The 2,938-nt window shown below is 57.3% G+C and carries 2 rRNA genes; both read right to left on the bottom strand.

The window, feature by feature from the left end:
* Positions 1-53: 53 nt before the first annotated feature.
* A 5S ribosomal RNA gene (gene rrf, locus QH290_RS04990) occupies positions 54-170 on the bottom strand.
* Positions 171-282: 112 nt separating this feature from the next.
* A 23S ribosomal RNA gene (locus tag QH290_RS04985) occupies positions 283-2,938 on the bottom strand; the annotation flags it as partial.

Here is a 2,938-nt window from a genome sequence, read left to right as displayed (position 1 = left end):
CCGGAACGACGAAAAGGGGACCCACGGTATGGGCCCCCTTTTCGGGAAATATTGTCCGGCGGTGTCCTACTCTCCCACACCCTGTCGAGTGCAGTACCATCGGCGCAGGTGAGCTTAGCTTCCGGGTTCGGAATGGGACCGGGCGTTTCCCCACCGCTATAACCGCCGTAACTCTATGAAACTATCCACACGATCCCCAGCGGGACCACATGTTCCCGGCATGCTCTTCGCCGGGATCCGTGTGTTGTTTCAGATACCGCACAGTGGACGCGTAACACCTTCGTTGGTAAGTCCTCGGCCTATTAGTACCGGTCACCTCCACACATTACTGCGCTTCCAGTTCCGGCCTATCAACCCAATGATCTGTTGGGGGCCTTACCCCCTCGAGGGGGTGAGAAACCTCATCTTGGAACAGGCTTCCCGCTTAGATGCTTTCAGCGGTTATCCCTTCCGAACGTGGCCAACCAGCCATGCCCCTGGCGGAACAACTGGCACACCAGAGGTTCGTCCGTCCCGGTCCTCTCGTACTAGGGACAGCCTTCCTCAAGTTTCTGACGCGCGCGGCGGATAGAGACCGAACTGTCTCACGACGTTCTAAACCCAGCTCGCGTGCCGCTTTAATGGGCGAACAGCCCAACCCTTGGGACCTACTCCAGCCCCAGGATGCGACGAGCCGACATCGAGGTGCCAAACCATCCCGTCGATATGGACTCTTGGGGAAGATCAGCCTGTTATCCCCGGGGTACCTTTTATCCGTTGAGCGACACCGCTTCCACACGCCGGTGCCGGATCACTAGTCCCGACTTTCGTCCCTGCTCGACATGTCTGTCTCACAGTCAAGCTCCCTTGTGCACTTACACTCAACACCTGATTGCCAACCAGGCTGAGGGAACCTTTGGGCGCCTCCGTTACACTTTAGGAGGCAACCGCCCCAGTTAAACTACCCACCAGGCACTGTCCCTGAACCGGATCACGGTCCGAGGTTAGAAGTCCAATACGACCAGAGTGGTATTTCAACGACGACTCCACAAACACTAGCGTGCCCGCTTCACAGTCTCCCACCTATCCTACACAAACCGTACCGAACACCAATACCAAGCTATAGTGAAGGTCCCGGGGTCTTTTCGTCCTGCCGCGCGTAACGAGCATCTTTACTCGTAATGCAATTTCGCCGAGTCTGTGGTGGAGACAGCAGAGAAGTCGTTACGCCATTCGTGCAGGTCGGAACTTACCCGACAAGGAATTTCGCTACCTTAGGATGGTTATAGTTACCACCGCCGTTTACCGGGGCTTAAATTCTCAGCTTCGCCCTCACGGGCTAACCGGTCCTCTTAACCTTCCGGCACCGGGCAGGCGTCAGTCCGTATACCTCGTCTTACGACTTCGCACGGACCTGTGTTTTTAGTAAACAGTCGCTTCTCTCTGGTCTCTGCGACCCAACCCAGCTCAGACCGCGAAGATCGTCACCAGACCGGGCCCTCCTTCTCCCGAAGTTACGGAGGCATTTTGCCGAGTTCCTTCACCACAGTTCTCTCGATCGCCTCGGTATTCTCTACCTGACCACCTGTGTCGGTTTGGGGTACGGGCCGTGTACCAACTCACTAGAGGCTTTTCTCGGCAGCATAGGATCACTGAATTCACCTCAAACGGCTACGCATCACCTCTCAGGCTACATGCTGTGCGGATTTACCTACACAACGCCCTACAGGCTTACACCCGGTAATCCACCACCGGGCCCAGCTACCTTCCTGCGTCACCCCATCGCTTGACTACTACGGTCTGGGTCTCGTGCATCCCCCTCCGGCCACCCGAAGGTGGTCCATTGGGTTCAGGACGATTAGCAAAACCGGCTCGCCATTGGGCGCGGATACACGGGTACGGGAATATCAACCCGTTGTCCATCGACTACGCCTGTCGGCCTCGCCTTAGGTCCCGACTCACCCTGGGCGGATTAACCTGGCCCAGGAACCCTTGGTCATCCGGCGGACGAGTTTCTCACTCGTCTTTCGCTACTCATGCCTGCATTCTCACTCCCACAGCCTCCACACCTGGATCACTCCGGCGCTTCCCTGGCTGCAGGACGCTCCCCTACCCACCCAGACCACTGCCCCGAAGGGAATGTCAACGTCTGAGTGCCGCGGCTTCGGCGGTGTACTTGAGCCCCGCTACATTATCGGCGCAGGATCACTTGACCAGTGAGCTATTACGCACTCTTTCAAGGGTGGCTGCTTCTAAGCCAACCTCCTGGTTGTCTCAGCGACCCCACATCCTTTTCCACTTAGTACACGCTTAGGGGCCTTAGCCGGCGATCTGGGCTGTTTCCCTCTCGACTACGAAGCTTATCCCCCGCAGTCTCACTGCCGCACTCTCACACCATGGCATTCGGAGTTTGGCTGACTTCGGTAAGCTTGTGGGCCCCCTAGGCCATCCAGTAGCTCTACCTCCACGGTGAAACATGCGACGCTGCACCTAAATGCATTTCGGGGAGAACCAGCTATCACGGAGTTTGATTGGCCTTTCACCCCTACCCACAGCTCATCCCCTCAGTTTTCAACCTAAGTGGGTTCGGGCCTCCACGACGTCTTACCGTCGCTTCACCCTGGCCATGGGTAGATCACTCCGCTTCGGGTCCATGACATGCGACTCTGGGCGCCCTATTCGGACTCGCTTTCGCTACGGCTCCCCCACACGGGTTAACCTCGCCACACACCGATGACTCGCAGGCTCATTCTTCAAAAGGCACGCCATCACAAGCCCAAAGACCTGCTCTGACGGATTGTAAGCGCACGGTTTCAGGTACTATTTCACTCCCCTCCCGGGGTACTTTTCACCTTTCCCTCACGGTACTAGTCCGCTATCGGTCACCAGGTAGTATTCAGGCTTACCGGGTGGTCCCGGCAGATTCACAGCAGATTCCACGGGCCCGCTGCTACTCGGG

It is taken from the genome of Nocardia wallacei (assembly GCF_029869545.1).
Lineage (GTDB): Bacteria > Actinomycetota > Actinomycetes > Mycobacteriales > Mycobacteriaceae > Nocardia > Nocardia wallacei_A.
Note: the sequence above shows the minus strand (reverse complement) of the source record. Positions and strands in the feature narration are given on the sequence as shown.